The 26,414-nt window shown below is 58.9% G+C and carries 22 protein-coding genes; 15 read left to right on the forward strand and 7 right to left on the reverse strand.

Going from position 1 to position 26,414, the window contains the following annotated elements:
* The first annotated feature begins 49 nt into the window (after positions 1-49).
* The 8 genes from GNG27_RS05955 to GNG27_RS05990 all read left to right on the forward strand — a co-directional run bounded on the left by GNG27_RS05955 (position 50) and on the right by GNG27_RS05990 (position 11,690).
* Complete coding sequence (locus GNG27_RS05955; protein ID WP_156263131.1) at positions 50-1,132, forward strand: YncE family protein; 1,083 nt, start codon at positions 50-52, stop codon at positions 1,130-1,132.
* Positions 1,133-1,196: 64 nt separating this feature from the next.
* Positions 1,197-3,383 (forward strand): TonB-dependent siderophore receptor, encoded by a 2,187-nt coding sequence (locus GNG27_RS05960; RefSeq protein ID WP_156263132.1) that lies wholly within the window; start codon positions 1,197-1,199, stop codon positions 3,381-3,383.
* 119 nt (positions 3,384-3,502) lie between these two features.
* Positions 3,503-5,476: a PhoX family phosphatase gene (locus GNG27_RS05965; protein ID WP_142488519.1), complete on the forward strand. Its 1,974-nt coding sequence runs from the start codon at positions 3,503-3,505 to the stop codon at positions 5,474-5,476.
* Between the two features lie 103 nt (positions 5,477-5,579).
* Positions 5,580-6,968 (forward strand): phenylalanine transporter, encoded by a 1,389-nt coding sequence (pheP, locus tag GNG27_RS05970; protein ID WP_156263133.1) that lies wholly within the window; start codon positions 5,580-5,582, stop codon positions 6,966-6,968.
* A gap of 258 nt (positions 6,969-7,226) precedes the next feature.
* Positions 7,227-8,465 carry an MFS transporter gene (locus GNG27_RS05975; RefSeq protein ID WP_156263134.1) on the forward strand — a complete coding sequence of 413 codons (1,239 nt, stop codon included), beginning with the start codon at positions 7,227-7,229 and terminating at the stop codon, positions 8,463-8,465.
* Positions 8,466-8,479: 14 nt separating this feature from the next.
* Complete coding sequence (locus tag GNG27_RS05980; RefSeq protein ID WP_156263135.1) at positions 8,480-9,505, forward strand: sugar phosphate isomerase/epimerase; 1,026 nt, start codon at positions 8,480-8,482, stop codon at positions 9,503-9,505.
* Positions 9,498-10,640: a Gfo/Idh/MocA family protein gene (locus GNG27_RS05985; protein ID WP_156263136.1), complete on the forward strand. Its 1,143-nt coding sequence runs from the start codon at positions 9,498-9,500 to the stop codon at positions 10,638-10,640. Before GNG27_RS05980 ends, GNG27_RS05985 begins: the two co-directional genes overlap by 8 nt.
* 75 nt (positions 10,641-10,715) lie before the next feature.
* The gene (locus GNG27_RS05990) at positions 10,716-11,690 is read left to right on the forward strand and encodes a LacI family DNA-binding transcriptional regulator (RefSeq protein WP_142488524.1); all 975 of its coding nucleotides are present in this window, start codon (positions 10,716-10,718) and stop codon (positions 11,688-11,690) included.
* 1 nt (position 11,691) lies between these two features.
* Here the strand turns inward: GNG27_RS05990 and GNG27_RS05995 are convergent, their stop codons facing one another.
* Positions 11,692-12,936 carry a mechanosensitive ion channel family protein gene (locus GNG27_RS05995; protein ID WP_156263137.1) on the reverse strand — a complete coding sequence of 415 codons (1,245 nt, stop codon included), beginning with the start codon at positions 12,934-12,936 and terminating at the stop codon, positions 11,692-11,694.
* A 67-nt stretch (positions 12,937-13,003) separates the two neighbouring features.
* Positions 13,004-14,440 carry an MFS transporter gene (locus GNG27_RS06000; protein WP_156263138.1) on the reverse strand — a complete coding sequence of 479 codons (1,437 nt, stop codon included), beginning with the start codon at positions 14,438-14,440 and terminating at the stop codon, positions 13,004-13,006.
* A 107-nt stretch (positions 14,441-14,547) separates the two neighbouring features.
* On the opposite strand from GNG27_RS06000, the gene GNG27_RS06005 reads away from it, so the two are divergent.
* The 3 genes from GNG27_RS06005 (at position 14,548) to GNG27_RS06015 (ending at position 17,204) form a co-directional block, all read left to right on the forward strand.
* A complete protein-coding gene (locus GNG27_RS06005) occupies positions 14,548-15,417 on the forward strand; it encodes a helix-turn-helix transcriptional regulator (RefSeq protein ID WP_156263139.1) in 870 nt (289 codons plus the stop codon).
* Positions 15,414-16,448, forward strand: a complete 1,035-nt coding sequence (locus GNG27_RS06010; protein ID WP_156263140.1) for a DUF2157 domain-containing protein — start codon at positions 15,414-15,416, stop codon at positions 16,446-16,448. Before GNG27_RS06005 ends, GNG27_RS06010 begins: the two co-directional genes overlap by 4 nt.
* Positions 16,449-16,601: 153 nt before the next feature.
* Positions 16,602-17,204 carry a hypothetical protein gene (locus GNG27_RS06015; protein ID WP_156263141.1) on the forward strand — a complete coding sequence of 201 codons (603 nt, stop codon included), beginning with the start codon at positions 16,602-16,604 and terminating at the stop codon, positions 17,202-17,204.
* A gap of 27 nt (positions 17,205-17,231) precedes the next feature.
* Here GNG27_RS06015 and nfsB read toward each other — a convergent pair whose 3' ends face one another.
* From nfsB to GNG27_RS06030, 3 genes are all read right to left on the reverse strand, one after another.
* On the reverse strand, positions 17,232-17,885 hold the full coding sequence (nfsB, locus tag GNG27_RS06020; protein WP_156263142.1) for an oxygen-insensitive NAD(P)H nitroreductase: 654 nt from the start codon (positions 17,883-17,885) through the stop codon (positions 17,232-17,234).
* A gap of 89 nt (positions 17,886-17,974) precedes the next feature.
* The gene (locus GNG27_RS06025; RefSeq protein ID WP_142488532.1) at positions 17,975-18,346 is read right to left on the reverse strand and encodes an MmcQ/YjbR family DNA-binding protein; all 372 of its coding nucleotides are present in this window, start codon (positions 18,344-18,346) and stop codon (positions 17,975-17,977) included.
* Positions 18,336-18,926: a TetR/AcrR family transcriptional regulator gene (locus tag GNG27_RS06030; RefSeq protein WP_156263143.1), complete on the reverse strand. Its 591-nt coding sequence runs from the start codon at positions 18,924-18,926 to the stop codon at positions 18,336-18,338. The genes GNG27_RS06025 and GNG27_RS06030 overlap by 11 nt, the downstream gene beginning before the upstream one ends.
* A gap of 190 nt (positions 18,927-19,116) precedes the next feature.
* Here GNG27_RS06030 and GNG27_RS06035 point away from each other — a divergent pair, with 190 nt between their 5' ends.
* The gene (locus GNG27_RS06035; protein WP_156263144.1) at positions 19,117-20,220 is read left to right on the forward strand and encodes an MBL fold metallo-hydrolase; all 1,104 of its coding nucleotides are present in this window, start codon (positions 19,117-19,119) and stop codon (positions 20,218-20,220) included.
* Positions 20,221-20,252: 32 nt separating this feature from the next.
* A complete protein-coding gene (locus GNG27_RS06040) occupies positions 20,253-20,594 on the forward strand; it encodes a RamA family antibiotic efflux transcriptional regulator (RefSeq protein ID WP_106992253.1) in 342 nt (113 codons plus the stop codon).
* A gap of 46 nt (positions 20,595-20,640) precedes the next feature.
* Here GNG27_RS06040 and GNG27_RS06045 read toward each other — a convergent pair whose 3' ends face one another.
* Positions 20,641-21,582: an omptin family outer membrane protease gene (locus tag GNG27_RS06045; protein ID WP_370462886.1), complete on the reverse strand. Its 942-nt coding sequence runs from the start codon at positions 21,580-21,582 to the stop codon at positions 20,641-20,643.
* Between the two features lie 244 nt (positions 21,583-21,826).
* Complete coding sequence (locus GNG27_RS06050) at positions 21,827-22,075, reverse strand: DUF1158 domain-containing protein (RefSeq protein ID WP_142488536.1); 249 nt, start codon at positions 22,073-22,075, stop codon at positions 21,827-21,829.
* A gap of 488 nt (positions 22,076-22,563) precedes the next feature.
* On the opposite strand from GNG27_RS06050, the gene GNG27_RS06055 reads away from it, so the two are divergent.
* Positions 22,564-25,284: a cation-transporting P-type ATPase gene (locus GNG27_RS06055; protein ID WP_156263145.1), complete on the forward strand. Its 2,721-nt coding sequence runs from the start codon at positions 22,564-22,566 to the stop codon at positions 25,282-25,284.
* Positions 25,285-25,347: 63 nt separating this feature from the next.
* Positions 25,348-26,412 carry an efflux RND transporter periplasmic adaptor subunit gene (locus GNG27_RS06060; protein ID WP_156263146.1) on the forward strand — a complete coding sequence of 355 codons (1,065 nt, stop codon included), beginning with the start codon at positions 25,348-25,350 and terminating at the stop codon, positions 26,410-26,412.
* Positions 26,413-26,414: the final 2 nt, after the last annotated feature.

Genomic DNA, 26,414 nt, shown 5'->3' on the forward strand with positions numbered 1-26,414 from the left:
ACGCAGACGTCCTCCTCAAATTTGATTTGCACGGTAAAGGATGTTCCTGATGACCAAAAAATTGTCCGCCCTGGCGCTGCTGGTGGCTGTCTCACTCAGCGGCTGCGCTACTCAGCACACTGCGACAACCGCGCCTGCTGCTGATGCCCCGAAACCTGCCGCCCCCGCGCAAACCAACGTCGTAAAACGCGATCTGGCTGACGGCCTGTACGAAATGGTCCTCAACCCGAAAGGCGATGCGCTGTACGTTGCCAGCTCCGAAGGCTTTAAGGATGTGCAGGGCGGAGTGGTGTATAAGCTCGATCCCACTACCCTGAAAACCCTCGGCCGCAGCCATACCGATCTGAAAAACTTCGCTCTGGCCATCTCCCCGGATGGTAAAACCCTCTATGCCACGAACTCGCTGGACGGCGGGATCAGCGCCATCGACACCGCTGACGGCAAGGTGAAAAAACGCCTGCTGTTTACCGAGCGCAACAAAGAGGGCTACCCGTACGGCGCGCGTCAGGTGTTACTGCATAACGACGTGCTGTACATCGGCGGCGTGGCCGATCCGGCGGTGATCTGGGTGGTGGATGCAAAAACGCTGAAGCTGAAAAAAACCATCAAAAACGCAGGGCAGTGGGTCACCGGCCTGATGTGGTCTGAACTGACCCAGCGCATTTACGTGGCAAACGGCGGCGGTGAGATCCTGGTGCTGGATCCTAAGAACAACCGTATCGAAAAACGCTGGAAGCCGCTCGGCGACAAACCGGCGCTGCTGCTTAATCTGGCGGAAGACAAAGCGACGGGCCGCCTGTTCGTCACCGACAACTCGAAAGCCAAAACCACCCTGGTGCTGGATATCCATACCGGTGAAGTCATTAAGCAGCTCGACGTGGGCGACTCGCTGGCGGTGAAATTTAACCCGGTGCGCAACGAGCTGTACATCACCCAGCGCGAAAGCGGCAAGCTGCTGAGCCTGGATGCCACCACTTATGCCGTGAAGCAGAGCTGGGATCTGCCGCCGAACCCGAACAGCCTGCTGCTGTCGGCGGACGGCCAGACGCTGTACGTCACCGTGAAGCAGGCCTTTAACAAAGACCACTCCACCAACGGGCCGGACAGCGTTGTGCGTATCGCCCTGAAATAATCTTTCTCATAACAATTAAGGCCCGGCAACGGGCCATTTTGCGCGTATTTTGAACGGGTTAATCATGAATAACACCAGAAGAATGAACAAGACGCTGCTGGCCCTCGCCATTGGCGCGATCGCCCATTCCGCCGTGGCGGCGGAGAGCAAAAAAGAAGAGACCATCGTGGTGCAGTCTGCTGCCAGCGACTTTAAACCCGGCGGCGACCAGCTGGTGCCGGCCTTCCTCGACGGGCAGGTGGCGAACGGCGGACGCATGGGGATGCTCGGTCAGCAAAATGCGATGGACGTGCCCTTTAACATCATCAGCTACACTTCCAAACTGGTGGAAGATCAGCAGGCGCGGACCATTGGCGACGTGGTGGCGAACGATGCGGGTGTCCAGTCCGTGCAGGGCTACGGCAACAGCGCGGAGAGCTACCGCATCCGCGGCCTGAAGTTCGACGGGGATGACATGACCTTTGGCGGTCTCTCCGGCGTGCTGCCGCGTCAGGTGGTGGACGCGCAGATGGTGGATCGCATTGAGATCTTCAAAGGGGCCAACTCCCTGATGAACGGCGCGGCCAGCTCCGGCGTCGGCGGGATGATCAACCTTGAGCCGAAACATGCGGGGGCCACGCCGCAGGCGAAAGTGGGCGTCGATTACACCTCAGATTCGCAAATTGGCACCACCCTGGATGCCGGGCGTCGCTTTGGCGACAGCGACCAGTTTGGCGCCCGGGTTAACATAGTGCACCGTGAAGGCGAAGCGCCGGTCGCCAACGACCGCCGTCGCACCACGCTGCTCTCCACCGGCCTGGACTATGCGGGGGATAAGTTCCGCAGCTCCGTAGACATGGGCTATCAGAAGAAAACCTTCCACGGCTCGGAAACCGGGGTCAACGTGGCTGGCGTGAACTTCGTGCCCGAGCCACCGAAGAACGATCGCAACTACTCGCAGAAATGGGCCTACAGCAATATCGAGAACGAATTCGGTATGTGGCGCAGCGAATACGACATCACCGACAGCTGGACCGCGTATACCGGTCTGGGTGCCCAGCACGCCCATGAAGAGGGGCTCTACAGCGGCGCGAAGCTGGTGGACAAGAGCGGCAAAGCCACCGCGTCCCGCCTGGATACTAACCGCATCAGCGACAGCGTGAGCGGCATGGCGGGCATCCGCGGTAACTTCGCCACCGGCTTTGTGACCCACAAGGTCAACGTCGGCTACTCGGCGATGACCAAAAACGAGAAGATTGCGTGGAAGATGTCGGCGGCGAAGGATAACCCGGTCACCAATATCTACCACAACACCGGCGTGGATGCGCCGCCGAGCACCAACTCCAACGGGGTGGGCGGGAACTACAGCGATCCGCTGACCAGCGGCCGCACCCGCACTCAGGGCTGGCTGCTGAGCGACACCCTTGGCGTGCTGGATGACAAACTGCTGTTCACTGTGGGTGCCCGTCATCAGAAAGTGGTGATCCGCGGCTATAACAAAGTGACCGGGATCGAAAACGCGGGTGACAGCTTCGACGGCGACCGCTGGATGCCGACCTACGGCGTAGTCTACAAGCCGTGGAACGAGATCTCGCTGTATGCCAACCACACCGAGGCGCTCCAGCCGGGTAAAACCGCGCCCAACACCGCCTCCAACTACGGCCAGAGCACCGGTATCGTCCACTCTAAGCAGAACGAAGTGGGCGTGAAGGCCGATTTCGGGCGCGTTGGCGGCTCGCTGGCGCTGTTTGAGATCAAAATGCCGTCCGCCATTCTCGACAGCCAGACCAAATACTACGGTCTGGATGCCGAGCAGCGTAACCGCGGCGTTGAGCTGAACGTCTTTGGCGAGCCGGTGCTGGGCCTGCGCCTGAACGCCAGCGCCACCTGGCTACAGGCGGAGCTGACCAAAACCAACAACGGTGTTAACCAGGGCAACGACGCCATTGGCGTTCCATCATTCTACGGCGTGCTGGGCGCAGAGTATGACATCAAGCCCATCGACGGCCTGACCGCCACCGCTCGCGTGAACCACTCCGGTTCGCAGTATGCGGATCTGGCCAACAGCAAAAAGCTGGACAGCTACACCACCCTGGATCTGGGCATGCGTTACCGCTTCGCGGTCAACAACGACCAGAACCAGATGACCGTTCGCGCCGGGATTGAAAACATCACCGACGAGAACTACTGGTCAAGCGTGGACGACGGTGGCACCTACCTGTTCCAGGGTGAGCCGCGCACCTTCAAGGTCTCCGTCGGCTACGAGTTCTGAGTTCGACCCTCGTTATCAGGGCAAGGATGCCCTACCTTTCTACTGTTATAAAAATGTAATCAATTGTTCTTATAGTGTTCCCACTTTGTCATTTCTTAGCCTAAAGACAGGAAGCCATCGTGGGTAAACCTCTTAAGTCCGTATTCAAAAAAGAACATCGTGACGATGTCAGCAATCCCAGCGCTAACCCGGTATTTTCCAGCGTGGCGGAGATATTCCTCTCCCGCCGCCGCTTTTTGCAGATGGGCGCCGTTGCCGGTGCCGCCGCCTCTTTCCCTTTTTTACTCAAGCCTGAAAACGCCCTGGCTGCGGTTTCACAGCCTTCAGCCCTGAGCAAAGCGGTCTCGCTCGGCTTTACCAGCATTCCGGTCTCGACCGAGGATACGGTCAGGGTGCCCGAGGGCTACATCGCGCGTCCTTTCTACCGCTGGGGCGATGCCACCGGGATCAAGGGCGCTATGCCAGAGTTCAAATTTGACGCCAGCAACACGACAGACGAGCAGGCGGCGCAGGCGGGCATGCACCATGACGGCATGGCGTGGTTTAGCCTGCCGCAGGGGGAAGAGAACCCCAGTCATGGCCTGCTGGCGATGAACCACGAATATATCGATAACGGCATGCTCTTTACCGACGGCACCGCCAGCTGGAGCCTGGATAAGGCGCGGAAAGGCCAGAACGCCATGGGCGTATCGGTTATCGAAGTGAAAAAGAGTGGCAGCGACTGGGAAGTGGTGCGCCCCTCCGGTTTTGCCCGCCGCATCACGGTGAACACCCCGATGCAGCTCACCGGCCCGGCGCGCCAGCAGACGTTAATGAAAACTGCCGCCGATCCTCAGGGCGAGCAGGTGCTCGGCACCATGCAAAACTGCGCCAACGGTTATACCCCCTGGGGAACCTACCTCACCTGCGAAGAGAACTGGTCGGATATTTTCGTCAAGAAAGGCGAGCGTAACGCGCTGGAGAAGCGCTACGGCATCAGCGACAGCGATGAGTCCTATCGCTGGAGCGAGGTGGACGACAGGTTCAACGTGGATAAAACGCCTAACGAGCCGAATCGCTTTGGCTGGGTGGTCGAGATCGACCCGTACAACCCGAACTCCACGCCGCGCAAGCACACCGCGCTGGGGCGCTTCAAGCATGAAGGCGCCGCCGTCACCCTGGCCGCTGATAAGCGAGTGGTCACGTATATGGGCGACGACCAGAAGTTTGAGTACATCTACAAATTTGTTTCCGACAACCAATACAATCCGGCGGATCGCGAAGCCAGTATGCAGCTGCTGACCACCGGCACGCTCTACGTCGCCAGATTCAACGACGACGGCTCCGGTGAGTGGCTGCCGCTGGTCTTCGGCCAGAACGGCCTGGATAAGAGTAAAGGGTTTGAAAGCCAGGGCGATCTGCTGATTAAAACCCGTCTGGCGGCCGACGCCGTGGGGGCGACTAAGATGGATCGTCCGGAGTGGATTGCGGTCGATCCGCACAGCAGCGGTAGCGTTTACTGCACGCTGACCAATAACAGCGATCGCGGCAAAGAAGGCAAAGCGCCGGTGGATGCGGCCAACCCGCGAGCCAATAACGCTTTCGGCCACATTATGCACTGGCACGAAGAGGGCGGGGACCCTGCAGCATTACGCTTCAAATGGGACATCCTGGTGCTGGCCGGGCGAACGGACACTACGGATGAAAAGGCGAAGGGCAGCATGAAGGGCGCCGAATTTGGCAGCCCGGACGGCCTGTCGTTTGACCATCAGGGCGTGCTCTGGATCCAGACCGACGTCTCCTCCAGCACCATTAACAAGAAAGCCTATGAGGGGATGGGCAATAACCAGATGGTGGCGACCATTCCGGGCACCAACGAGTATCGCCGTTTCCTGACGGGCCCGCGCGGCTGCGAAATCACCGGCATTGCGTTCACTCCCGACAACCGCACGCTGTTTATTAATATTCAGCATCCGGGCGAGGGCGGGGATGACATTACCGACCCGGCAAACCCGCGCGCCGTTTCTAACTGGCCGGACAACAATCCGCAAGGGCGTCCCCGCGCCTCGACGGTGGTCATCACCAAAGCGGACGGCGGCATTATCGGCTCGTGATCGGCTCCCGCCGGGCAGCAACCCTTGCCCGGCGTTTAACTTGCTCCCGTCTGCCTGAAGTGTTAAAAGGTGCCCCTTCCATAAAAAGAGACAGGGGTAAGACGTGAAAAACGCGTCATCCGCTTCAGGCAAGGGTCTTGCTGAAGCCTCGTCGGAACAGACACCGACGCTGCATCGTGGTTTACAGAACCGACATATTCAACTTATCGCCCTCGGTGGCGCTATCGGCACCGGGCTGTTCCTCGGCATCGGTCCCGCGATTCAGATGGCCGGTCCCGCCGTGCTGCTGGGGTATGCCATCGCGGGTATTATCGCTTTTCTGATCATGCGCCAGCTTGGCGAGATGGTGGTGGAAGAGCCGGTATCAGGCTCCTTCGCGCATTTTGCCTATAAATACTGGGGCCCCTTTGCCGGCTTCCTCTCCGGCTGGAACTACTGGGTAATGTTCGTGCTGGTGGGCATGGCGGAGCTGACCGCCGCGGGCATCTACATGCAGTACTGGCTGCCGGGCGTGCCAACCTGGATCTGGGCAGCGGTGTTCTTCATCATCATTAACGCCGTGAACCTGGTGAACGTGCGCCTGTACGGTGAAACCGAGTTCTGGTTCGCCTTAATCAAGGTGCTGGCGATCATCGGCATGATCGGCTTTGGCCTGTGGCTGCTGTTCTCCGGACACGGCGGCGAGCGGGCAACCATCGACAACCTCTGGCAGCACGGCGGCTTCCTCGCCACCGGCTGGAAAGGGCTGGTGCTGTCGCTGGCGGTGATCATGTTCTCCTTTGGCGGGCTGGAGCTGATCGGCATTACCGCCGCCGAAGCGCAGGATCCGCATAAAAGCATTCCGAAAGCGGTCAACCAGGTGGTGTACCGTATTCTTCTGTTCTATATTGGTTCGCTGGTGGTGTTGCTGGCCCTCTATCCGTGGGTGGAAGTGAAATCCGACAGCAGCCCGTTTGTGATGATTTTCCACGATCTGAACAGCAACGTGGTGGCTTCGGCGCTGAACTTTGTGATTCTGGTGGCCTCGCTGTCGGTTTATAACAGCGGCGTCTACTCCAACAGCCGGATGCTGTTTGGCCTCTCCGTGCAGGGTAACGCGCCGAAGTTTTTAACCCGCGTCAGCCGTCGCGGCGTGCCGGTCAATTCGCTGCTGCTCTCCGGGGCCATCACCTCGCTGGTGGTGCTGGTCAACTACCTGCTGCCGCACGAAGCCTTTGGCCTGCTGATGGCGCTGGTGGTCGCGACCCTGCTGCTGAACTGGATCATGATCTGCCTGGCGCACCTGCGGTTCCGCGCGGCGATGCGTCGCAAGGGGCGCGAGACGCAGTTCAAGGCGCTGCTTTATCCGGCGGGTAACTACATCTGTATCGCCTTCCTGGCGATGATCCTGGTGCTGATGTGCACCATGGACGGCATGCGCACCTCGGCCATCCTGCTCCCGGTGTGGGTTGTGTTCCTGTTTGCGGCGTTTAAACTCTCCCGCAAGAAGTAGTGCGGCTTTCGCCCGGTAAGCGCAACGCCACCGGGCCTGGAAAACTGCAATGCCCGGCGGCGCTTCGCTTGCACGGGCCTACAAAACCCGTAGGCCAGGTAAGCGCAGCGCCACCCGGCACCTCTCCGCACCCATCCTCACCTTTATCGTGACCCCCCTCCCACTTCTTAATCGATCCACGGGATCTTTATTTTGTAATCGATTACTTTTCATTTGATACGATTTGTAATCGATTACTTTTTAAGGGTGGGGCTGATCATGGTGTCAACAACTGAAAGTAGTGGAAAGGTGATAGGGCAGCACCGAATGCTGGTGCCGCGCCTGTCGCTGATGATGTTCCTGCAATTCTTTATCTGGGGTAGCTGGTCGGTGACTCTCGGTCTGGTGATGACTCAGCACAACATGTCATTGCTGATCGGGGATGCCTTCTCCGCCGGGCCGATTGCCTCCATTTTGTCGCCGTTCGTTCTCGGCATGCTGGTGGACCGCTTCTTCGCCTCGCAAAAGGTGATGGCGGTGATGCACCTGGCCGGGGCGGCGATCCTCTGGTTCGTCCCTGGCGCGTTAATTGCGGAAAATGGTGCGCTGCTGATTGGCCTGCTGTTTGGCTATACGCTCTGCTACATGCCGACCCTGGCGCTGACCAACAACATCGCCTTCCACAGCCTGGCGAACGTCGATAAAACCTTCCCGGTGGTGCGCGTGTTCGGCACTATCGGCTGGATTGTGGCCGGGATCTTTATCGGCGTCACCGGCGTGGCCTCCAGCGTCACCATCTTCCAGGTGGCGGCGGCCAGCTCCGTCCTGCTGGCGATCTATAGCCTGACCCTGCCGCACACGCCGGCTCCGGCCAAAGGGATGCCGGTGAAGATGCGCGATCTCTTCTGCGCCGACGCCTTTGCGCTGCTGAAAACCCGTCACTTCTTTATCTTCTGCCTGTGCGCGATGCTGATCTCCGTCCCGCTGGGCACCTACTACGCCTACACCGCCTCCTATCTGGCGGATGCCGGGATCGCGGATGTCAGCACCGCCATGTCCTTCGGCCAGATGTCCGAAATCTTCTTTATGCTGGTGATCCCGCTGCTGTTCCGCCGTCTGGGCGTGAAGTACATGCTGCTGATCGGCATGCTGGCGTGGTTCGTCCGTTACGCGATGTTTGCCCTGGGCGTGAGCGAGGAGGGGCGCTTCCTGCTGTACCTCGGCATCCTGTTGCACGGCGTCTGCTATGACTTCTTCTTCGTGGTGGGCTTTATCTACACCGACCGCGTGGCGGGCGAAAAGGTAAAAGGCCAGGCGCAGAGCATGATCGTGATGTTCACTTACGGTATCGGCATGCTGTTGGGCTCACAAATTTCCGGCGCGCTGTACAACCGTCTGGTAGCCGGGCAACCCGTGCCTGAGGCGTGGGTGACATTCTGGTGGATCCCGGCAGTCGCTGCTGCTGTGATTGCACTCGTTTTCCTTGTCTCGTTCAAATATGAAGATGACAAGGCGTAATTTCTGGAGGTGGTATGAGGACGATTAAAGGCCCGGGAATTTTTCTGTCGCAGTTTATCGGCGGGCAACCGCCGTTTAACACCCTCGACGGGCTGGCAGGCTGGGCAGCGGAAAAGGGCTATAAAGCGGTGCAAATTCCCTGCAACCATAAAGCGATTTTTGACGTAGAGCTGGCGGCAGAGAGCCAGACCTACTGCGATGAGATAAGCGGCAAACTGGCGCAGCACGGGCTGGTCATCAGCGAACTCTCCACCCATCTGGAAGGGCAGCTGATCGCCGTAAACCCGGTGTACGACGAGGCGTTTGATAACTTCGCCCCACAGGCGGTGCGCGGTAATGCCGCCGCCCGCCAGGCGTGGGCCACCGATATCGTCAAAAAGGCGGCAGCGGCTTCGGCCCGGCTCGGGTTAACCGCCCACGCCACCTTCTCGGGCTCGCTGGCCTGGCCGTTTATGTACCCCTGGCCGCCGCATAACGAGGCGCGTTTCCAGGAGGCGTTCAGCGAGCTGGCCCGCCGTTGGCGGCCGATACTGGATGTCTTTGACGAGCAGGGGGTGAACCTCTGCTATGAGATCCACCCCGGGGAGGATCTGCACGACGGGGTGACCTTCGAGCGTTTTCTGGCGCTTCTGGACAACCACCCGCGCTGCAACATCCTTTACGATCCCAGCCACCTGCTGTTGCAGCAGATGGATTACCTGGCCTTTATCGACCACTACCACACCCGCATTAAGGCGTTTCACGTCAAGGATGCCGAGTACCGCCCGAACGGGCGCAGCGGCGTCTATGGCGGGTATCAGAGCTGGATCAACCGCGCCGGACGCTTCCGCTCCCCGGGCGACGGGCAGATCGACTTTAAGGGCATTTTCAGCAAGCTGACCCAGTACGACTACGACGGCTGGGCGGTGCTGGAGTGGGAGTGTTGCCTGAAGGACGGTGACACCGGGGCGCGGGAAGGGCGCGAGTTTATCTCCCGCCACATTATTCCGGTTTCCGATCGGGCGTTTGACGATTTCGCCGCAGGAGAACTTCATGATTAACGTCGGCATTATCGGCAGCGGCTTTATCGGCCCGGCGCACATCGAAGCCCTGCGCCGTCTCGGCTTCGTGCAGGTCGTCGCCCTGTGCGACGGCTCGCTGGAACAGGCGCAAGAGAAGGCCCGGGCGCTGAACATTCCCCATGCCTGTGGCAGCGTGGACGAACTGCTGGCGCACCCGGATCTGCACGTGGTGCACAACTGCACGCCAAACCATCTTCATGCGGAGATCAACCGCCAGATCCTGCGGGCCGGAAAGCATGTCTTCTCCGAAAAACCGCTGTGCATGACCCCGGACGAGGCGCGGGAACTGGTGGCCCTGGCGGAGCAGGCGGGTGTGGTGCACGGCGTGAGCTTTGTTTATCGCCAGTTTGCGATGGTGCGCCAGGCGGCGAGCATGGTCGGGACGGGCTCGCTCGGGCGGCTGTTTGCCGCTCACGGCAGCTATCTGCAGGACTGGATGCTGCTGGAAACCGACTATAACTGGCGGGTCGACGCGGCGCTCGGCGGGGCATCGCGCGCGGTGGCGGACATCGGTTCCCACTGGTGCGATACCATTCAGTTTCTGACCGGACGGCGCATCACCGAGGTGATGGCCGACCTGTCGATCGTCTGGCCGACCCGCAAGGCCAACGTGGTCGGGAACCAGACCTTCAGCCAGGCGGGCGATGCGGTGTATGAAGACAAGCCCGTCAACACTGAAGATTTCGGCTCGGTACTGTTCCGCTTCGACGACGGCAGCAAAGGCAGCTTTACCGTCTCGCAGGTGAGCGCAGGACGGAAAAACCGCCTCAGCCTCGAGGTCAACGGCAGCGAGGGTTCCGTGGCCTGGGATCAGGAAGTGCCCCAGCAGCTGTGGGTGGGCCATCGCGCCCGGGCCAATCAGACGCTGACGGACGATCCAGGCCTGATGAACCGCGACGTGGCCGACAGCGCCCACTTCCCGGGCGGCCATATCGAAGGCTGGCCGGACGCCTTTAAGAACATGATGGCGCAGTTTTATCGTGCAGTGCAGGCGGGCAGGATGCCGGATAAGCCCGTGTTTGCCACCTTCCATGACGGGGCAAACGTGATGTATATCATTGATGCAATAGTGAAAAGCCATCAGCAGCAGCGCTGGATCAGCGTCGCGCAGTAATACCTTGCCCGGTGCGCCGGGCAACCCATTTATGGTAGCCTGCTGCTAACGCTAACTGCAGGATCACTCGTCGCTATGTCAATTCAGAAAATCGCCCAACTGGCGGGCGTCTCGGTGGCGACGGTATCGCGCGTGCTGAATAACAGCGATACCGTCAAAGCCAAAAACCGCGATCGCGTCTTGCAGGCGATTAAAGAGGCTAACTACCAGCCCAATCTTCTGGCTCGTCAGCTGCGCACCTCGCGCAGCTATATGATCCTGGTGATGGTCTCCAATATTGCCAACCCGTTCTGCGCCGAGGTGGTGAAGGGCATTGAGGCGCAGGCTGAGAAAAATGGCTACCGTATTCTGCTCTGTAACTCCGGTTCCGATATTGAACGCTCTCGCTCGGGACTGAGCCTGCTGTCCGGCAAAATGGTCGACGGCATTATCACCATGGACGCCTTTACCCGCCTTACCGAGCTGGCGGCGCTAATTGGCGATGCCCCCTGGGTGCAGTGCGCCGAATACGCCGATGCGGGGGCGGTCTCCTGCGTCGGGATTAACGATGTCGATGCCTCCCAGCATGTGGTCAGTCGCCTGGCCGACGGCGGACGTCAGCGCATCGCTTTGATCAACCACGACCTGAGCTACAAATATGCCCGCCTGCGCGAGCGCGGGTACAAGAGCGTGCTGCATCTGCGCGATCTGTCGTATCAGGCCATTGAGTATGCGAGCGATCTCAGCGCCGCAGCCGGAATGGCGGCAATGACCAAACTGCTGGCGGCAGAACCGCGCCCGGACGCGGTGTTTGCGGTCTCCGATACCCTGGCCGCGGGCGCGTTACGTGCCATCGAAAAGGCAGGGCTGCGCGTGCCGCAGGATATTGCCGTGGTGGGCTTCGACGGCACGGAGCTGTCGGAGATGGTCTCGCTGACCACCATTGAACAGCCGTCGCGGGATATCGGGCGCAAGGCGGTCGATCTGCTGCTGAACAGAATCGACAACCCCGACGCCGCGACCGAGCGGGTGATGATGAACTGGCGCTTTATTTCCCGCGCCAGTACCTGAGCTATTTTTCCAGCGCGCCGGCCAGGGAGCGAATATCGTTCCCGGTCGGCGTCTGGTGTATGCGCAGGCCAAATTCATCAATCACCGCGAAAATATGATCGAAAATATCGGCCTGAATCGCCTCATATTCCGCCCAGATCACGGTGTTGGTAAAGGCGTATATTTCAATCGGCAGCCCGTTGGCGTCCGGCGCTAATTGCCGCACCATTAAGGTCATATCCTGGCGAATACGCGGGTGATTGCGCAGATATTCATTCAGGTAAGCGCGGAAAGTGCCAATATTGGTCATCCTGCGCAGGTTCAGCACCGACTCGCCTTCGCCATTCTCCTGATTCCACAGCGTAATCTCCTCGTGGCGTGTCGCCATATAGGGCTTTAGCAGCTTCGCCTGAATCAGCTGCTGCTGCTCCTGCTGGTCGAGAAAATGGATGCTGGTGGTATCAATATTCAGGCTGCGCTTAATCCGCCGTCCGCCGGAGGCCGACATGCCGCTCCAGTTGATAAAGGCGTCTGAGACCAGCGCCCAGGTCGGAATGGTGGTGATGGTGTTATCGAAATTGCGCACCTTGACGGTGGTCAGGCCGATATCCGTCACCGTACCGTTGGCGCCGTATTTCGGCATCTCCAGCCAGTCGCCGAGCTTGAGCATATCGTTGGCGGAGAGCTGAATGCCCGCCACCAGCCCGAGAATGGGATCTTTAAAGACCAGCATCAGCACCGCGGCCATCGCGCCCAGACCGCTGATCAGAATGGCGGGGGACTGGCCGATCAGCAGGGAGATAATCAGGATCCCCACCAGAATGGCGCTCACCAGCTTGATGCCCTGGAAGATCCCCTTCAGCGGCAGCTGCGAGGCGGTCGCCATTTTCTGCGACAGATTGAAAATCACGTCCAGCAGCGAGAAGAACGCCAGCAGGGCGTAAACCATCACCCACAGCTTCGCGCAGGTGGTGAGTATTTCCGCCGCGTCGCTGCCTTTTTGCAGCCACAATACCGCCTGAACGTTGACGATGATCCCCTGCAGGGTAAAGGCCAGACGGTGAAATAATTTATTCTGGGTAATGATTTGCAGCCATAAATGGCTGCTGGCCCGGGCGCGTTTCTCGAACGCCCGCAGCACCACTTTGTGCAGAATAAAATGAATAATCAGGGCAGTAAGAAAAATAATGCCAAAGATGATCACAAGGGAGGTGGTGTGATTAATTTCAATGCCTGTCTCTTCGACCAGGGAAATGAACTCCTGCATAACGTCTCCTGTATTAAAGCAGCCGCCATAATGGCGGCTGAGGATCTATTATGCAAATTCGCCAGGCCTATTTTACCGCCTGACAGGTCTTCACCACCGGCAGGCACAGGCGATGGCGCAGCCGCAGCGTGACCAGCGCCAGCACGATCATCATGACGGTTTCCACCACCAGGAAGACGTTAATCGCCTCTGCGTAATCCCCGCGATGGGTGTGCAGAGCGTGGAGCAAAATCGCGCCGAATATCGCCGGGCCGAGGCCGAGCGCCGCCTGTTGCAGGGTGCTGAGGATGGCGCTGGCCGCCCCGGCATCGTCAGGCTGGATGTCGCGCATCCCGATACGGTAGAAGCTGTTCACAATCAGCGCCTGGCCGTAGCCCACCAGCCCGGTTGCCGGGGCGAGAGTCAGGGCGGTGTTATACAGTCCCCAGATGCGGAAGGTGACAATCAGCGCCAGCAGGCCGGTAATCTGGATTGCCAGCCCGGTCAGCAAAATGGTGCTGGTGCTGTAGCGAGCAATCAGGCGCGGGGCAAACCACGCCGAAACAAAATAGGTCACGCCCAGGGCAATAAAGCTGTTGCCGGACTGCCACGGCGCCATTCCCAGACCGGTCTGCATGGCCAGCGCCATGCAGAACATAAACCCGGACCAGACGCTGAAAAAGAGCAGCGCAATCAGCACGCCAAAGCGGATGCTGCCGAGCCGCATAAGCCGCGGCGGGATCAGCGGATGAGCCCCATCGCGCTCTTTTTTACGCGCATTCAGCGCCATTAAATACGCCAGCGGGATAATGGCGAGAAGCATAGCCTTCAGCGGCCAGGACCAGTGCCACTGCGGCCCCAGCGCCATCGGGAACAGCAGGCAGCAGAGGATCGCCGCCAGTAATGCGGTGCCCGTCCAGTCGATACGCGACGGCGTGTCGCGGCGGGTTTCCGGCACGTAGCGACGGCTCAGGGCCAGCACCAGCAGGCAGATCGGCACGTTGATAAAGAAAGCGTTGCGCCAGCCCAGCCCGGCGATATCCGCCGACACCAGCCAGCCGCCGCCCATCTGCCCGACGATAAAGGCAATCCCGCCGATGCCGCCAAACAGGCTGATGGCTTTCGCATGGGCAGGGCCTTTCAGTGTGACGTGCAGAGTGGCAAGAATTTGCGGCACGATCATCGCCGCCCCTGCGCCCTGAACGATGCGCGCCGCCAGCAGCTGCTCGATATTGCCCGCCATGCCGCACAGCAGCGAGGCCAGGCCAAAACTCGCCACGCCCCACATAAACAGACGACGGCGGCCGAGGTTGTCTCCCAGCTTGCTGCCAAGGGCCAGGCAGACGGCAAAGGCCACGCCGTAGAGGGCGACAATCAGCTCCAGCCCGGTGGCGGTGGCGTGCAGCGAGTGGGTGATGGCGTCCAGCGCCACGTTGGTGATTGAGGTATCAATCAGCGGCAGCATCTGGCCGGTTAACAGCAATATCAGGCCTGCACGACCCGGTGAAACAACTGACGTATTCATGGTGACTCCATTGCGTCAAACAGCGTAGCGTCGTAGCATCAACCATCTGATAAACGGGTACCAGTTCTTGCTTATACTGGTACTGGCACTACCATGCAGGGGGCAATATGGCGCTAATGTCTGAACCCGTCACCTCACTCCAGGATGACACCCGTAAACAGCTCGGCGCATTTTTACGCGCCCGACGCGAAAGTCTCGACCCGCAGCGCCTTGGTTTACCGCGCAGCGGTCGACGCCGTACCCCGGGCCTGCGCCGGGAAGAGGTGGCCCTGCTGGCGGACGTGGGCGTCACCTGGTACACCTGGCTGGAACAGGGCAGGGACGTCAACCCTTCAATCACGGTGATGGCGGCGGTGGCGAAGGCGCTACAGTGCACCCCGACCGAAGCCCGCCACCTCTTCCTGCTGGCAGGTCTGCCACCGGGCGAAGCGCCCCAGGCGGTCTGCTGCGAGGGGATCAGCGAAGGCACCCGTCGTCTTCTCGACACCCTGATGCCGAAACCCGCCAGCATCCAGAAACCGAACTTCGATATCGTGGCGTGGAATGACAGCTTTGGGTACCTGATGGGCGTCGATTTCAATGACATCCCGCCGGAAGACCGCAACTGTATTTATCTGTTCCTCACCCACCCGGCGTGGCGCGCCCGCCTCGGTAAGCGCGGCGACGTGCTGCCGATTTTCGTCTCCTATTTCCGCGCTGCAATGGCGGAGCACCGCGGCGATCCGCAGTGGGAAGCCAAACTGGCGCGCTTCTTTGCGGTGTCCGAGGAGTTTGAAGCCCTGTGGCACCAGCGTAACGACGTGCGCGGCGTGGAAAACCAGCTCAAGCTGTTTACCCATCCCGAACTCGGCGATTTTCATCTCCAGCAGATGTACTGGTACTCCGCCCCGCGCAACGGCTCCCGCCTGCTGGTCTATCTGCCGGTGGATGACGAGGGCGAGCGCGCGCTGACGTGGCTGGCGGAGCAGGCACAATGAACGTCACCCGCAAACAGGAACGCCTCCTGCGCCGCGCCCTCAACGAATGGCAACAGGAGGGGGCATTAACCGCCGACGAGCATCAGCGTCTGGCTGCCAGCTTAAAACGCGTCGCCATGGACTGGCAGCGCCTCAGCCGCTACGCCTTCTGGACGGCAATCGCCTGCGTCATCATCGCCATCGGTAGCCTGTTTGCCGACAGCGAGCTGATGGCGCGCATCATCGAGTTCTTCGCCTTCTCCTCCATCGCCCGCATCGGGCTGCCTGCGCTGATGGCAGGGCTGTTTTATCTGTGGGGATTCAGCCGCCAGCGGCGGGAAACCCAGTGGCACTACAGCACCGAAGCGATCCTGTTCCTTGGGGTGTTCTTCACCGCCATCGCGCTCTGGCAGCTGGGGGAACGGCTGGATACCGGTAGCGGCCATATCGCGCCGCTGTTCCTGCTCGGCTGCGCCGTTTACGGGCTGGTGGGCTTCTTCGGGCGTTCGGGGCTGGTGTGGCTGTTCTTTTTGCTCTCGCTGGGCAACTGGTTTGGCGCGGAGACCGGCTACATGTCCGGCTGGGGCGCCTACTGGCTGGGGATGAGCTATCCGGTCAGGTTTATCTTCTTCGGCGGCGCGCTGCTGGCGCTGTGCTGGTGGCTGCGCGGGATGCTGCGTAAACGCCATCTGTACACCACCAGTAAAGCGATGGGGCTGACCTATCTGTTTGTTGCCCTGTGGATTATGTCGATTTTTGGCAATTACGATATCGATAACGGGTACGGCACCGCCCGGGCGGCGCTGCTGCCGTGGGCGCTGCTGTTCGCGGTGGCGGCCGGGATTTGTATTTATATCAGCCTGAAAACCGACGACGGCATGCTGCGCGGATTTGGCCTGACGTTTCTGGCGATCAACCTCTATACCCGCTATTTCGAATATTTCTGGGACGGGATGAACAAGGTGCTGTTCTTCCTGATCCTGGCGGCGTCGCTGGCGGTGATAGGGCGCTATGCGGAGCGGATCTGGCACGCGGGGAGCGGGGCGAAGTAGATCTTTTGCGAGAGGGCTTCCGGGATCCGGAGCCCTTTCTGTTGAAGGCTGTCAAAGCGTGTAAGGTGAGGTTTAATGTAAACCAACCTGCTGAATCTACGTCATTTAGCTGAGTAGTGAAGTGGGCTAAACTTACGCGATGAGAAACCAGCCATGTCGCCACTGATGATTGATTCCGCAGATTTCAGCCAAAAACTCGGCCTTATCTCCCGAAACGTCGAACATACCGAAGCGTTTCTGGCAAGGGGCACAGTGGAGTTTCACCTGCCGGGTTTTTTGCTTCCTGTGGGGTACCTGCTCCTGAAATCGCGTTATGGCGATGAATACCGACTCGTCACTACCGACGACGGCAAGCCTTATACGGCGTATGCCGTAAAGCTGGCATTTCATAAAGAAATTACCTTTCCCCACGGTGCCGCTACGCAAGTGATGGTCTGGCGTACGCCACGCGCCGTCCATCAACGCGTGATAAGCGGATTACCCCAATTATTCTTTCAGTGGGTGCTAAGCGAATACGACATTGTGGTATCAGACAGCGAGCAAACCGGCGACGGACAGCGCTTCTGGCTGCGGATGATCGACTGGGCCTTTACCATGAATTATCAGATCGGTGTGGCGGACGGCATGGTTGGTGAAGAGTGGCACTTAACGCCAGTTAATTCATACGCTGAACTGGAAGAGCGCTGGATAGCGTTCGCCTGGCGTAACGATCGCGACGTGCATCCGCATCGCAGCCTGGTTATCAGTAAAAAGTAACGGGCCGCAAATCGCGGCCCGTTTGTATCAGCACTCAGTCACAATGGTGCTCAGCGGCAGGCGAGATTTTGGCAGTGTGGCGTTGAAATCTTCCACGCTGTGATGCCCAACCGGCACCACCACCAGGCTGGTGAAGCCTTTCTCTTTCAGACCAAACTCTTCGTCGAGGACTGCGGCGTCGAAGCCTTCAATCGGCACTGCATCCAGGCCCATCGCGCCCACGCCCAGCAGGAAGTTGCCGACGTTCAGGTAAACCTGTTTCGCCATCCACTGGTCGTCATCTTTCAGATCGACACGGTGCAGCTCGGCGAAGAAGGTGCGGCCTTTGTGGTTGGCGGCTTTCGCTTCTGGCGTGTTGAAACGGCCGTCGGCCTCCTCCTGATCCACCACGCGCGTCAGCCACGCATCGTCCATCGCGGTTTTGGCGCAGAACACCACCACGTGCGAGGCATCCAGCATTTTGCGTTCGTTAAAGACAAAGCCGCCGGCTGCGGACTTCGCCACCCGCGCTTTACCTTCCTCGGTGCTGGCAACGATAAAGTGCCACGGCTGCGAGTTGGTGCTGGACGGGCTGTACTGCAGCAGGGTTTTAATCTGTTCCGCCTGGTCGGCAGTCAGTTTTTTGCTCGGATCAAACGCCTTTGTGGAGTGACGTTTTAAGGCAACGGAAATGATATCCATAACTACTCCTGGGTTAACATCGCCCACCGGGGCGAGAAAGGGAAAAGGGTACAAGGGGAAGGGGACAAAGATAAGGGCATTAAGAGCGCTTAACCGCCGGGGCGTAAACGTTTTTGCTCTTTTTTCGGCAGTTTATCCACCACCAGATGCCACGAATCATCGATCAGATCGGCTAGCAGCGCCGGGGTGATATCTTCGGCTGCATAAATCGAAATCCAGTGCTTTTTATTCAGATGGTAGCCGGGCTCGATCCCCCGGTAGATCTGCTGGTTGAGCAGCGATTTTTGCGGATCTGACTTCAGGCTGACGTGCTGGCGTCCATGCGCCACGCCCATCAGCATAAAAATTTTGCCGCCCACTTTAAACACATCGTATTCCGGGCCAAAGGGCCAGCAGTGCTCGGTAAAGGGCAACTCCAGCGCCACCTGCTTTGCGCAGGCGGCGAGCGTTTTACTGTCCATGAATATCCTCTTCGGCTAGCGCTCGCCACATGGCTTCAAAACCCAGCGCCTTAAATTCGGCGGCGCGCGCCGGTTCGCGGGTGGCGAAGGACATCGTCGTCTCCGTCAGCGACAAGAACAGGGCATCGCCAAACAGTCGAAATTCCTCTGACATAAATACCGGGCGGATATGACGACGGCACAGCTCATGCAGTTCCGGGAACATCTCGTGTACCGCCTGTTCAGTTTCGGCGTTAATCTTCTCGCTCACCCCGAGCTGGCGTATTGCGCCGTGGGCCACCGGGTTGCGGATCCCCCAGTCAACGTAGCTGTTCCAGATATTGCGGGTATGCTCTTTCGGCTGGGTGAGGGCACGATCCATATTCGCCAGCATGGTCTGGCACAGATCCTGTTTCAGGTGCAGGTAGAGGGCGTTGAGCAGATCGTCTTTGGTGGCGAAATAGCGAAACAGGGTGCCTTCAGCCACCCCTGCGCTGCGGGCGATTAACGCGGTAGAAGCCGCAATGCCCGACTGGGCAAAAGCGGTGGTTGCCGCGTCCAGCAACGCCAGTTTTTTATCTTCACTTTTCGGACGAGCCACTGCATTTCCTCCAGTTTATGTGCAAAAACCCCGATTGAATCATGCCCTTTGCGGGGCTGCAACGCGGAATGTCAAAGATCTTAAAACGTCTTGACGACTTTCGCATCACTTCTATAATGAGTGCTTACTCACTCATAATCAAGTTTTGCCCGCGCAGGCCATCGGATGGGGCGCGAATTCGGGTCGGGATATGAAAAAGCGTTTTATTATTAGCCTGGTGGTAGTGATGATTATTGCATCAGCGGCGAGTTTGCCGTTTGTACTGAATGCCGGATTCGGCCAGCCGCCACAGGGCGCGCAGCTGAGTGAGTTTGCCGCTTCGCCGCAGTATCGCGACGGTCAGTTCCATAACACCCTGCCCACGCCGGGGTTTACCGGCAACAAGAACATGCTGGCGGCGTGGTGGGATTTTCTGGTGACGAAGCGTGAGAATGCCCGTCCGGCCCAGCCGCTGCCGCTGATTAAAACCGATCTGGCGCAGTTGCCCCTGAATCAGGACACCATGGTCTGGCTCGGCCACTCCTCGTGGTATCTGCAGCTGGCAGGCAAACGTATCCTGATCGATCCGGTGTTCAGCAGTTACGCTGCACCCTTTTCCTTCCTCAACAAAGCCTTTGCCGGAGAGTACCCCTGGCATGCCGAAGAGATGCCCGACATCGATCTGCTGATTATTTCTCACGATCACTACGATCATCTCGATTACGCCACCATCAAGGCGCTGATGCCGAAAGTGAAGCGCGTGGTCACGCCGCTCGGGGTAGGTTCGCATCTCCGTTACTGGGGTATGGATCCGTCAATCATTGAGGAGCGGGACTGGGATCGGTCGGTGCGCATCAGCGATGACCTGACCGTGCACGTTCTGCCGGCGCGGCATTTCTCCGGGCGGGGACTGAAGCGCAACCAGACGCTGTGGGGCAGCTTTATGTTTGTAACCCCGCAGCAAAAGGTGTTCTACAGCGGGGATTCCGGTTACGGCCCGCACTTTAGCGCCATCGGGGAGCAGTTTGGCAGTGTCGATCTGGCGATCATGGAGAACGGGCAGTACGACCAGGACTGGAAGTACATCCACATGCAGCCTAATGAGACGGCGCAGGCCGCCGCGGATCTGAATGCCAGGGCGGTGGTGCCGGGCCACTCCGGGCGCTTTGTGCTGGCAAAACACACCTGGAACGACCCGCTGATCAAGCTGTCGCAGGCCAGCAAGGATAAGCCGTATCGCCTGCTGACGCCGGAGCTCGGTGAGCCGGTCAGAGTGGATGATGCCACGCAACAATTTCGCGCGTGGTGGGAATAATGTTAAATCGAAGAGCAGAGGGGGAGAGCAGCATGACTATTTCCGCTCAGGTTATCGACACCATTGTCGAGTGGATCGACGACAACCTTCATCAGCCGTTGCGGATCGAGGATATTGCCCGTCACGCGGGCTATTCCAAGTGGCACTTACAGCGGCTGTTTATGCAGTATAAAGGCGAGAGCCTTGGGCGCTATATTCGTGAACGTAAGCTGCGGCTGGCGGCGCGGGATCTGCTGGAGTCAGACGAAAAGGTCTACGACATTTGTCTGCGCTACGGCTTTGACTCCCAGCAGACCTTTACCCGCGTCTTCACCCGTACCTTCAACCAGCCGCCTGGCGCGTATCGCAAGGATAACCACAGCCGGGCGCACTAATGCGCATTCCCCTCCCGTGCGGGAGGGGATATTTAAGGCCACTATTTTAGAAACGATACTGCAGGCCGACGACGAAAACATAGTTTTCGTTTTCGATCCCCGCCGCATCGCCATGCACATATAAGGAAGGTCCCCCGAGCAGGTTATCCCTGATTTCGGTACCGCCTTTTCCCTCGTCATAGCGCGTCCAGCTAAATTCCGCGAACACTTTGGCATTCGGCGTCACGTAGTAGCCCACATCCACCATTGCGGCATAATAATCGGCATTATTGGCTTCATCGCGGTAGGTGAACTGGCGATCGTAATGCTCGTCATTATCTCTGGCGCGTACCCACGGGCTATATCTGACCTGACCATTGATCTCAATATTCTCATAGCGATACATTCCCACAAGGCCAGCATAGGCGACACCAAAACGCTGTTTGTACGAGATACCGCGATCGTTATCCGGGTACTCGCCGGTCATTTCGCCGTTGCCGTAACTGTAGGTCCCGCCATGGGATGACCAGCTAAAGCGGGTTTTTTGATAGCCAAGCATTGCGCCAAGCCGGTAATTTTCCTGCTTCAGCAACCAGCCCTTGGCACTCAGGTCAAATTCGTTGGCATGATTGAGGCGGCTTGCCGGATGGGTTGACCAGTCTGTCGGGCTCTCCTGGTTGGGATCCATCCAGTCGTAATCATCCATATGCGATCCGCTGGAGGCAAGGGTCGTCCAGCCGCGGGCAGTGAGCGTGAGCCGCGGGAAAATGTCCCACGAGAGCTCTCCTTTAATCACCGGCGAATTTTTTAATTTCCAGTCCAGCTCGCTCTGTTGATGGCCCGTAGAGGCGTTATACACCCGCTCGTGTGATTCGCCAGCGAGAATGCCCATAGATAAGGCTGCGGAAAAGCTTTCCGGGGATAAGTTAATGATTGACGCTTGCGCGCCGGCCCACGGCAGGCCAGCGGATAACATTAAAAATAGGGACAGTCCTTTTTGTCGCATCATGACATCCTTGTGCTGATATTAACTCTACGTAACGGCAATGTTACGTGGTGAAAGGGGCGGACAAGATTAGCATTAACGGGTTTTGTTGCGGTGCTCAGGCGGGGGAAATCGGATTTTGATTATTTCTTATATGCCATTGATTATAAATGATAAAAAATCATTTATTGATAGAATGATTATGCCCGTGATGAGACGTTCTCCCTGAACGGGACGCATTCAGGGGAGATACGGCGGATCGCTGAGATTAATCGGCCTGCGAAAACCAGCGGCGCCAGATGAAGCGTAGGACAAAGAACTCAACGGTGCCGAGCAGTAAAAACCACAGGCAGAAGATAATGGTGTAAAGCTGGTTGAGATCCATCAGATGGAAGGTGCTCATCAGCTTCTGTGCCACCACCAGCCCCAGCGAAGGTGCAGGCAGCAGCAGAACGGAGAGAAAGGCCATCAGCAAGATGCCGCCTGCCGTTAACAGTGTTTCTAACGGGTGTCTCATGATTATGTTAATCGTCAGTTAAAAATAACATTCTCCCGGATAGGGCTTCGTAAAGCAATATCATCTATCAGGTTCGCGGGCGATAAATAATCGCCCGCTAATTTGCTGATATTCCCCTGCCAGATACCCGCTAATTCAATTAACCTGCGTTAATGTAAATTATTGTCACCCGCCGGAAAATAGTTTTACAAAGGTATAAGTGCTATATCCAATTAACGTCGCAATAACAATGGCTGCGATAATATATAACGCCAGGCGACGCCCGCGATAAATTCCAAACATGCTGACCCCTCGTTTAGTTTAGGTTTAGAAATAATTTGTAAAAATCACCGCATTGAAATGAAACGTTTTCTGTTTAATGCCATCGACAGAAATAATAGTGCGTTAAATTAATTGCCGTGACAACCCATTAAATTAACGCCTGACGATTTATAAAAGCAGAAATGGAATTCAGGCTTTTGCTCACTGCGAACTAAAGGAGCTGAAATATGACCAAAGTACATCACTCTCACACGCCACCGTCCACGGCGGACCACGCACCGACGCAGGCTTATCAGCAGACCGTCGAGCAGGCCCTCGCGGCGCAGCGCAGCACTATGGCTGGCCTGAGCCGCGCAGAAGCCCAGGCGCGCCTGGATCAGCATGGGCCCAATGCCCTGCCGGAAAAAAAAGCCAGACCGGCGTGGCTGCGTTTTCTGGCCCATTTTAACGACGTCTTAATTTACGTCCTGCTGGCCGCCGCGGTGTTAACCGCAATAATGGGCCACTGGGTCGATACTCTGGTGATTCTGGGTGTGGCGGTGATTAATGCCTTAATTGGTCATATTCAGGAGAGTAACGCCGAAAAATCCCTGAGCAGTATCCGAAATATGCTTGCCAGCGATGCGCGCGTTATTCGCGAAGGGGGCCATGAAATAATACCGATAACTGAAATAGTTCCCGGGGATATTATTGTCCTGCGCGCCGGAGATCGTATTCCGGCAGATGTGCGGGTGATCGAGGCGCATAATTTACGCGTGGAAGAGGCGATCCTCACCGGCGAATCTACGGTGGTCGATAAACATATTCTGCCTCTGACCGGGGAATTAACCCTGGGCGACCGCACCAATCTGCTGTTTTCCGGCACCACCGTCAGCGCGGGCGGCGGCCTGGGTGTGGTGATTGCCACTGGCCAGCAGACCGAGCTGGGCCACATCAACCAGATGATGGCCGGAATTGAAAAACACCGCACCCCGCTGCTGGTGCAGATGGACAAGCTCGGCAAAGCCATCTTCGGCCTGATTATGGCGATGATGGCCGCGCTCTTTGTCTTCAGCCTGCTGCTGCGTGATATGCCGCTCGGCGAACTGCTGCTGTCGTTAATCAGCCTGGCGGTGGCCGCGGTGCCGGAAGGTCTGCCAGCCATCATCTCGATTATCCTGTCGCTGGGCGTGCAGGCGATGGCGCGTAAGCGGGCCATCATCCGCAAGCTGCCTACCGTAGAGACGTTAGGGGCGATGACCGTGGTCTGCTCGGATAAAACCGGCACCCTGACCATGAACGAGATGACCGTCAAAGCGATCATCACCGCTGACAGCTGCTACCGCGTCGAGGGTGACAGCTATTCCCCGGAAGGCAATATCTGCCTTGAGGGCAGCGACGAGCCGGTACAGATCCAGCCGGGCACCGTGCTGGAACAGTATCTGCGCACCATTGACCTGTGTAACGACAGCCAGATGATTCAGGACGAGCGCGGCCTGTGGAGCATTACCGGTGGGCCGACCGAAGGCGCGCTGAAGGTACTGGCAGCGAAAGCCCACCTCATGCCGGTGATGACCACGCTGCTCAACAAGATCCCGTTCGACTCGCAGTACAAGTACATGAGCACCCACTACCAGATTGGCAGCGAGGAGCAGATCCTGATCACCGGCGCGCCGGACGTCATTTTCGCCCTGTGCGCAGAGCAGCAGACCCGTAACGGCGCAGAAGCCTTTAACCGCGCGTACTGGGAAACCGAGATGGAGCGCTATGCCCGCCAGGGGCTGCGCATGGTGGCCGCGGCGTTCAAACCGGCGAACGGTGAACAGGAGCTGACCCACGACGACCTCAGCCACGGCCTGATCTTCCTCGGCATCGCCGGGATGATGGATCCACCGCGCCCGGAGGCGATCGACGCCATTCACGCCTGCCAGCAGGCGGGGATCCGCGTGAAGATGATCACCGGGGATCACCCGCAGACGGCGATGAGCATCGGGCAGATGCTGGGGATCGCCAACAGCGCCCAGGCGGTAACCGGCTATCAGCTGGAGCATATGGATGATGCCGGGCTGGCAAAAGCGGCGGGGGAGTACGACATCTTCGCCCGTACCAGCCCGGAGCATAAGCTGCGTCTGGTGAAGGCCTTGCAGGAGCAGGGCGAGATCGTCGGCATGACCGGCGACGGCGTGAACGACGCCCCGGCCCTGCGCCAGGCGGACGTGGGCATTGCCATGGGCATCAAGGGCACCGAAGTGACCAAAGAAGCCGCCGACATGGTGCTGACCGACGACAACTTCGCCACCATTGCCAGTGCGGTAAAAGAGGGCCGTCGCGTCTACGACAACCTGAAGAAGACCATTCTGTTCATCATGCCGACCAACCTCGCGCAGGGGCTGCTGATTGTGATTGCCCTGCTGGCGGGGAACATCATTCCGCTGACGCCGGTGCTGATCCTGTGGATGAACATGGCGACCTCCGCCACGCTCTCTTTCGGACTGGCCTTTGAAGCCGCCGAGCGCAACATCATGCGTCGTCCACCGCGTCAGACCGGGCAGCACGTGATGGATGCCTACGCCGTCTGGCGCGTGGCCTTCGTCGGTACCCTGATTGCCGTCGCCGCCTTTGCGCTGGAAGCCTGGCTGGCCCCGCGCGGCCACAGCGCCGAGTTTATCCGTACCGTGCTGCTGCAGATGCTGGTCTGTGCCCAGTGGGTCTACATGATTAACTGCCGCAACACCGGGGGCTTCTCCCTGAACCGCGGCCTGCTGTTAAACAAAGGGATCTGGCTGGTGACGGGCGTGCTGCTTCTGCTGCAGCTGGCGATTATCTACCTGCCGTTTATGCAGATGCTGTTCGGCACCGAAGCCCTGCCGCTGCGCTACTGGGGCGTCACCCTGGGGATGGCGAGCGTGATGTTCTTCATCGTCGAAATCGAGAAGCGCCTGACCCGCAGGTTCCGTAAGGCTGCATAACCTAAAACCTTACCCCTCACCCTCTCCCTACAGGGGAGAGGGTCATATTCAGAGATAATCCCCATGAAACTGACCTTCCTGTGCGTACTCCTCGCCTGCGCCCTGCAAACCGCCTTTGCCGCCACCATCCCCGTGCGCGTCGCCACCGTGGAGCAGACCGCCCACGCCGCCGAGCGCCAGATCCCGGGCCGCGTCGAAGCCATACACACCGTTGAACTGCGGGCCCGCACGGAGGGCGTGATCGCCCGGGTGCACTTCCGCGACGGGCAGTACGTGAAAAAGGGCGACGTGCTGTTCGAGCTGGACGACGCCGAGCCGCGGGCCGCCCTGCGCCTGGCGCAGGCCGAAGTCAGGAGCGCAGAAGCCACCCTGCGTCAGGCGCAGCAGCAGCTCTCCCGCTTTGAGAGCCTGGGCAGTAACAACGCCATCAGTCGTCACGACGTGGATAACGCCCGCATGCAGCGCGACGTCGCCCGCGCCGCGCTTGAGCAGGCGAAAGCCCGACTTGAAACCCGTAACGTCACCCTGGCGTACACCCGCATTACCTCGCCCATTGATGGCCGCGTGGGACACAGCAACTTCCACGTGGGCAGCCTCGTGAACCCGGCCAGCGGCGTGCTGGTGGAGGTGGTGCAGCTCGACCCGATCCGCATTGCCTTTGCGCTGGAGGAGGGAGCCTTCGCCACTAAAGCCGGGCAGCATTCGGACATTCGCGCCATGAAGCAGGCCTGGCAGGTGCTGATAGACAGCAACGGTCAGCGCATCAGCGGGGAACTGACGTCTGTGGATAACCGCATCGACCCGCGCACCGCCAGCGTGATGCTGCGCGCCGAGTTCGCCAACCCGCGCCATCAGCTATTGCCCGGCGGCAACGTAAACCTGTATCTGCGCCCGGCAAGCGTTCAGCCGGTGCTGACCCTGCCCGCCGCGGCGGTGCAGCAAAACGGCGACGGCTTCTTTGCCTGGGTGGTTAACGCCGACGGCAAAGCCGAACAACGCCCGCTGACCCTTGCCGGGCAGATCGGCCAGCAGTTTCAGATTGCCTCCGGCATCGCGTCCGGTGAGCGAGCGATTACTGACGGCGCGCAGCGCGTGCAGCCAGGCGCTGCCGTGCAGATACTCAATTAAGG

Source organism: Leclercia sp. 119287 (assembly GCF_009734485.1).
Classification (GTDB): Bacteria; Pseudomonadota; Gammaproteobacteria; order Enterobacterales; family Enterobacteriaceae; genus Enterobacter; species Enterobacter adecarboxylatus_C.

Bases quoted from the DNA above. Each gene is read 5' to 3' on its own strand.
- GNG27_RS05985 (WP_156263136.1), top strand. From the start codon at position 9,498: ATGATTAACGTCGGCATTATCGGCAGCGGCTTTATCGGCCCGGCGCAC.
- GNG27_RS06045 (WP_370462886.1), bottom strand. From the start codon at position 21,582: ATGATGCGACAAAAAGGACTGTCCCTATTTTTAATGTTATCCGCTGGC.
- GNG27_RS06025 (WP_142488532.1), bottom strand. From the start codon at position 18,346: ATGGACAGTAAAACGCTCGCCGCCTGCGCAAAGCAGGTGGCGCTGGAG.
- GNG27_RS05980 (WP_156263135.1), top strand. From the start codon at position 8,480: ATGAGGACGATTAAAGGCCCGGGAATTTTTCTGTCGCAGTTTATCGGC.
- GNG27_RS05995 (WP_156263137.1), bottom strand. From the start codon at position 12,936: ATGCAGGAGTTCATTTCCCTGGTCGAAGAGACAGGCATTGAAATTAAT.
- GNG27_RS06015 (WP_156263141.1), top strand. From the start codon at position 16,602: ATGTCGCCACTGATGATTGATTCCGCAGATTTCAGCCAAAAACTCGGC.
- GNG27_RS05990 (WP_142488524.1), top strand. From the start codon at position 10,716: ATGTCAATTCAGAAAATCGCCCAACTGGCGGGCGTCTCGGTGGCGACG.
- GNG27_RS06040 (WP_106992253.1), top strand. From the start codon at position 20,253: ATGACTATTTCCGCTCAGGTTATCGACACCATTGTCGAGTGGATCGAC.
- GNG27_RS05975 (WP_156263134.1), top strand. From the start codon at position 7,227: ATGGTGTCAACAACTGAAAGTAGTGGAAAGGTGATAGGGCAGCACCGA.
- nfsB (WP_156263142.1), bottom strand. From the start codon at position 17,885: ATGGATATCATTTCCGTTGCCTTAAAACGTCACTCCACAAAGGCGTTT.
- GNG27_RS06060 (WP_156263146.1), top strand. From the start codon at position 25,348: ATGAAACTGACCTTCCTGTGCGTACTCCTCGCCTGCGCCCTGCAAACC.
- GNG27_RS06035 (WP_156263144.1), top strand. From the start codon at position 19,117: ATGAAAAAGCGTTTTATTATTAGCCTGGTGGTAGTGATGATTATTGCA.
- GNG27_RS05960 (WP_156263132.1), top strand. From the start codon at position 1,197: ATGAATAACACCAGAAGAATGAACAAGACGCTGCTGGCCCTCGCCATT.
- GNG27_RS06010 (WP_156263140.1), top strand. From the start codon at position 15,414: ATGAACGTCACCCGCAAACAGGAACGCCTCCTGCGCCGCGCCCTCAAC.
- GNG27_RS06000 (WP_156263138.1), bottom strand. From the start codon at position 14,440: ATGAATACGTCAGTTGTTTCACCGGGTCGTGCAGGCCTGATATTGCTG.
- GNG27_RS06050 (WP_142488536.1), bottom strand. From the start codon at position 22,075: ATGAGACACCCGTTAGAAACACTGTTAACGGCAGGCGGCATCTTGCTG.
- GNG27_RS06005 (WP_156263139.1), top strand. From the start codon at position 14,548: ATGGCGCTAATGTCTGAACCCGTCACCTCACTCCAGGATGACACCCGT.
- GNG27_RS06055 (WP_156263145.1), top strand. From the start codon at position 22,564: ATGACCAAAGTACATCACTCTCACACGCCACCGTCCACGGCGGACCAC.
- GNG27_RS05955 (WP_156263131.1), top strand. From the start codon at position 50: ATGACCAAAAAATTGTCCGCCCTGGCGCTGCTGGTGGCTGTCTCACTC.